Genomic DNA, 5,295 nt, shown 5'->3' on the forward strand with positions numbered 1-5,295 from the left:
AGGAATAAAGGGGTGAAGGGGTTTGGGGACGTTTCGCATGGCGCGAATCAACAAGCAGCTTCAGCGGGAGATCGCCCTTCTGCTGGAGCACCGCATCAAGAACGAGGCCGTGAAGGACGCCATCATCACGGGCGTGGAATGTTCCCGGGACCTGGAACACGCGCGGGTGTTCTTCACCGCCGTGGACCTGGACCGGCGCGCCGCCCTCCAGGAGGAGCTCCAGTGTGTGAAGGGGGTGCTTCGGACCCTGCTGGGCCAGGTCCTGACCCTGCGCCATATCCCGGCCCTGGATTTCGTCCCGGACCGGAGCGTGGACTATGGGGAGAGGATCGACGGGATCCTGCATCGCCTGGGGCTCGACTCCCTTCCCGAGCAGGAGGGCGGTTCGGAGGAGGAGACGGATGACTGAGCGTTCCGCGCCCTGTTTTTCCGAGGTGTCCGCACTTCTGAGGGCGTTCCCCCGCTGGACGCTGTTCATCCACCAGAAGGCCGACGGGGACGCCGTCGGTTCGGCGTCGGCGCTCTTCGAGGCCGGCGTGCTTCTGGGGCGCCGGGTGCGCTGGATGGGACCCGACGCGTCGCTTCCCCTGCCCTACCGCTTCCTGCCCCACACGGACGAATACCTTTTCCGCGAGGAGCTCGCCTTTGACGATACGGGGGAGCTCTACGTCTTTCTGGACTCCTCGAACGAGGAGCGCGGGGTCCGGGGCGTCGGGGGCCGCGCTCCGGGGACGGTCGTCCTGAACTTGGACCACCACGAGGACAACTCCCGATACGGGACCCTGAACTGCGTCGACCCCTCCTGCTCCTCGACCACGGAGCTCCTGTACCGCCTTTTCAGGGCGGAGGGCTGGACGGTGACGGCGACGATCGCCGAGAGCCTGTACACCGGGCTCGTCACGGACACCGGGGCCTTCATGTTCAGCAACACGACGCCGCGGGCTCACCGCATGGCGGCGGACCTCCTGGAGCTGGGGGTGGACCCGTCGCGGATCGAGGCGCATATCTACCACAACCGATCGCTGAAGGCCATGGCGCTCTGGGCGCAGGCCCTCTCCCGCATCGAGGTCTGGGGGAAGGACGGGGAGTTCTCCCTGTCGTGGCTCTCGCACGGCGACTTCGCCGGGACGGGTTCTCAGGCCGCGGACACCGAGGGGCTGGTCAATCAGCTGCTGACGATCCGTGGGATCCGCTTCGCCATGCTCCTCTCCGAGCTGGAGCCGGGGCGGGTCAAGATCAGCTTCCGTTCCGAGGAGGGCATGGTCCCGGCCGCGGCCGTCGCCCGGAGTCTCGGAGGGGGCGGGCACCCCAGGGCCGCCGGGGCGACCCTGGAGGGCACCGTGAAGGACGTCGTGCGAAAGGTTCGGTCCGCATTGGAAGAACGCCATGCCGAATGGGCTGCTGCTCATTGACAAGCCGGAGGGCGTCCGGAGCACGGACTGCGTCGCCCGGGTGCGGCGGGCCTTCGGCAGGGGCACGCGCGTCGGGCATGCCGGCACCCTGGACTCCACGGCTTCGGGGCTCCTGGTCGTCCTCGTGGGGGCCGCGACGCGCCTCTCGGACTACGTGATGCGGCTTCCCAAGGTCTACAGGGCGTCGGTGCGCCTGGGGGCGGAGACGGACACCTGCGACCGAACCGGCGAGGTGGTCTTCCGCGGCGATGCCGCCTGCGCGGACGAGGCCGCCCTCGACCGGATCCTGCCCTCCTTCTGGGGCATGAGGATGCAGCGTCCCCCCGAGATCTCCGCCCTGAAGGTGAACGGGGAGCCCTCGCACCGTCTGGCCCGTTCCGGGCGGGGCGGAGCCCTGCCGGAGCGGCCGGTGATGATGGAGAGCGTCCGCCGCCGCTCCGCTCTGGCGGACGGTTGCGTCGAGATCGAGGTCGTCTGCGGCAGGGGCACCTATATCCGCAGCCTCGCGCGGGACATCGGGGCCAGGCTGGGCTGCGGCGCTCACATCGAGGCCCTGCGCCGCCTCTCGATCGGCCCCTTCCTCGTCTCGGAGGCCCTGTCCTTCCCCCCGGACCCCGGCGTGCCGCTGCGCTCCCCGAGGGAGGCCGTCGCCCCCTTCCACCGGATCCTCCTGACGGAGCGGGCGGAGGCGCGCCTTCGGAACGGCCTTCCCGTGCCCCTGCGGGAGGCCGGCCGCTATGTCCCCGGGACCGTGGGGCTCGCGGGCGGCCTGTGCGTCGAGGGGGCCGGGATGATCGGCTTTGTCGACAGGGAGGCCGGGGAGAAGGACGGGGGAGAGATTCTGCTGAGGCCCCGGGCCAACATCTTTGTTCGGGATGAGGCGGAGGGGACATGATCCTGGTCCTGGGGGCCTTCGACGGTTTCCATCGCGGGCACGTCCGCCTTCTGGGCCGGGCCCGGTCCATGGCGCGTTCCATGGGCACGGACTGGGGGGTCGCGACCTTCTCCCCGCACCCGGGGCTCGTGTTGGGGACGATGCGCTCGACCCTCTTCAACTCGGGAGAATGGGAGCTCATCCGGTGTGTCCTGGGGATCCCGCACCTGATCGTCCTCCCGTTCGACGAGCGCCTGAGGAACCTCTCCCCCCGCGATTTCTGGGTGGAGCTGAAACGCCTGACGGACGTGGAGGGCATCGTCGTGGGCAGGGATTTTCGGTTCGGGTTCGAGGGGAGGGGGTCGGCGTCCCTCCTCGAGTCGTTCTGCCGCGAGGACGGAGCGGCGTTCTTCGCGGAGGACCTGCTGGAAGGCGAAGGTGGGGGAAAAATCTCCAGCTCCGCGATCCGCGGCCGGGTGCGGCGGGGGGACGTCTCGGGCGCCGCGGCCGACCTGGGGTACCCCTGGTTTCTCCGGACGGACGTCCTGCACGGGGACGAGCGGGGGCGCAGGCTGGGATACCCGACGGCGAACCTGAACATCGGAGGACCGAGGACGCTTCCGGCCGACGGCGTCTACGCCGTGTCCCTGATTGTGCGGGGGCGGTGGTGCTGCGGCGCTCTCTCGGTGGGCCGCAACCCGACCTTCGACGACGTCCGTGAGCGGCGCGCCGAGGTCTTCATCCTGGACTTCGAGGGGGACCTCTATGGGGCGGAGCTGGCCGTGTTCTTCCTCGAGCGGCTCAGGCCCGAGCGGCGCTTCCCGGATGCCGCGCGTCTGACGGAGCAGATCGCCGCGGACGTGGCGCGCTGCCGCACGATTTACGAGGAGCGCATGAGCGCGGACCCGGAGCTTTTCGGGGCCTTTCTGCGATGTTTTCATTGATAGGGGGGCTTCGTGGATAAAATCAGTGTTTTCCTGGATAGTTCCCGTCCGGGGTTCCCAGGGGACGCGTCCCCTGGGCGGGGTGTGGGGCGGAGCCCCATGTTCGTCATATGGAGGCTTTGGAGGTTGGGCTTTTGAGGGTTTTTCCATGCTGATCGATTCCCACTGTCATCTCAACTCCGACGAGCTGAGGGGGGACGCCGACGCTCTCGTCCGCCGTGCCGCCGAGGCCGGGGTCGGGCGCATGGTAGTCGTCGGCTGCGACCTGGAGGACAGCCGGGAGGCGGTCGGGATGGCCCATCGTTTCAGGGAGAGCGGCGTCTACGCGGCGGTCGGGGTCCACCCTCACGAGGCGTCCCGCTATGCGGACGGCCTGCCGGAGGCGCTGCTGGCCCTGGCCGCGGACGAGCGCGTCGTCGCGCTCGGGGAGGCGGGGCTGGACTACTACTACGACCATTCCCCCCGCGACGTGCAGCGCTCCGTGTTCCGGATGCACCTGGAATGGGCGGCGGCCGTCCGGAAGCCGCTGGTGCTGCACGTCCGGGACGCAATGGACGATGTGCTGTCCCTCCTGGAGGGGCTCGGGCCCGGAATGCGGAGCTCCCTGAAGTTGCTCTTCCACTGCTACAGCGGGGGCCTCGGGTACCTCGACAGGGTCCTTGGGCTCGGGGCCCGGTGCGCCATCGGCGGGGCCGTGACCTGGGCCCGGAGCGACGAGCTCCGCGAGGTCGCAGCCCGAATCCCGGCGGACCGGCTGCTGCTGGAGACGGACTGTCCCTGGATGGCCCCCAGGCCCTTCCGGGGAAAGCTCAACGAGCCCTCCTACGTGCGGTACGTCTACGAGGCCGTCGCCGCGGCGAGGGGCGTGGCGCTCGAGGCGCTGGCCGGTCAGGTGGAGGAGAACGCCCGTACTTTTTTCGGATGGGGGAGTTCCCATGTTTGAGTTCAGGCTGGAGGCGGTCTGTCCCCGGACGGGCGCGCGTGCCGGAACCCTGACGACGCCCCACGGCGTCGTCAGGACGCCGGTGTTCATGCCGGTGGGGACGCAGGCCACGGTGAAGGCCATGACGCCGCCCGAGCTCGAGGAGATCGGGGCCCGGATCATCCTGGGCAATACCTACCATCTCTACCTTCGGCCCGGGGCCGAGCTCGTCGCCGAGGCGGGGGGGCTTCACCGCTTCATGGGCTGGGAGCGGCCCATCCTGACGGACAGCGGGGGCTTCCAGGTCTTCTCGCTCGCGCAGCTCAACAAGGTTACGGACCGGGACGTGCGCTGCCGGTCCCATCTGGACGGCTCCGAACACGTGATGTCCCCCGAGTGGGCGATGCGGGTGCAGGAGCTTCTGGGCAGCGACATCGCCATGTGCTTCGACCAGTGCGGTCCCTTCCCGGCGACGCACGAACAGGCGACGACGGCCCTGGAGCGCACCACGCTGTGGGCCGGACGGTGCCGGGCCGCCCATACCCGGGAGGACCAGGCCCTCTTCGGGATCGTCCAGGGCTCCGTCTACGACGACCTGCGGCTACGGAGCGCCCGGGAGATCACGGCGATGGACTTCCCCGGGTACGGGATCGGCGGGCTCTCGGTGGGGGAGCCCCACGACGTCATGTACCGCATCCTGGACCTCCTGAACGGCGTCATGCCGCAGGAGAGGCCGCGTTACCTGATGGGGGTGGGCTACCCGCCGAACATCGTGGAGGGCATCGCCAGGGGCGTGGACATGTTCGACTGTGTGCTCCCCACGCGCAACGGGCGCAACGGGACCCTCTTCACCTCCTTCGGGAGGGTCAACATCAAGGCCCAGAGGTATGAGCGCGACTTCGCCCCCCTGGACCCCGAGTGCGACTGCTATCTCTGCCGCAATTTCACGAGGGCCTATCTGCGGCACCTGTACCGGTGCGGGGAGATCCTGGCGGCGCGCCTGTGCACCTGGCACAACCTGCGTTATACCCTGCGCCTTGCCGAAGGGGCGCGGGAGGCCATATTGGCCGGGACCTTCCCGGAGTTCCGGGAGCGCTTCCATGAGAGATTCCGGGACGGCGAGCGATTCCGGGACGGCGGCGG

General features: G+C 69.3%; 6 protein-coding genes. All 6 read left to right on the top strand.

The genetic code is table 11. From position 1 onward, the window contains the following. Positions 1–37 precede the first annotated feature (37 nt). Entirely contained in the window at positions 38–409 is a 372-nt protein-coding gene (gene rbfA, locus ABLA28_RS10315; RefSeq protein ID WP_347713593.1) for a 30S ribosome-binding factor RbfA, read from the top strand. Further along, positions 402–1,412 carry a bifunctional oligoribonuclease/PAP phosphatase NrnA gene (locus tag ABLA28_RS10320; RefSeq protein ID WP_347713594.1) on the top strand — a complete coding sequence of 337 codons (1,011 nt, stop codon included), beginning with the start codon at positions 402–404 and terminating at the stop codon, positions 1,410–1,412. The genes rbfA and ABLA28_RS10320 overlap by 8 nt, the downstream gene beginning before the upstream one ends. After that, complete coding sequence (gene truB, locus ABLA28_RS10325) at positions 1,387–2,307, top strand: tRNA pseudouridine(55) synthase TruB (RefSeq protein WP_347713595.1); 921 nt, start codon at positions 1,387–1,389, stop codon at positions 2,305–2,307. The genes ABLA28_RS10320 and truB overlap by 26 nt, the downstream gene beginning before the upstream one ends. Beyond that, positions 2,304–3,230: a riboflavin kinase gene (locus tag ABLA28_RS10330; protein ID WP_347713596.1), complete on the top strand. Its 927-nt coding sequence runs from the start codon at positions 2,304–2,306 to the stop codon at positions 3,228–3,230. The genes truB and ABLA28_RS10330 overlap by 4 nt, the downstream gene beginning before the upstream one ends. 148 nt (positions 3,231–3,378) lie before the next feature. After that, the gene (locus tag ABLA28_RS10335; RefSeq protein ID WP_347713597.1) at positions 3,379–4,173 is read left to right on the top strand and encodes a TatD family hydrolase; all 795 of its coding nucleotides are present in this window, start codon (positions 3,379–3,381) and stop codon (positions 4,171–4,173) included. After that, positions 4,166–5,295: tRNA guanosine(34) transglycosylase Tgt (tgt, locus tag ABLA28_RS10340; RefSeq protein ID WP_347713598.1), on the top strand; the 1,130-nt coding region annotated here is incomplete at its 3' end. The genes ABLA28_RS10335 and tgt, both read left to right, overlap by 8 nt.

This window comes from uncultured Fretibacterium sp., assembly GCF_963544685.1.
GTDB lineage: Bacteria > Synergistota > Synergistia > Synergistales > Aminobacteriaceae > CAJPSE01.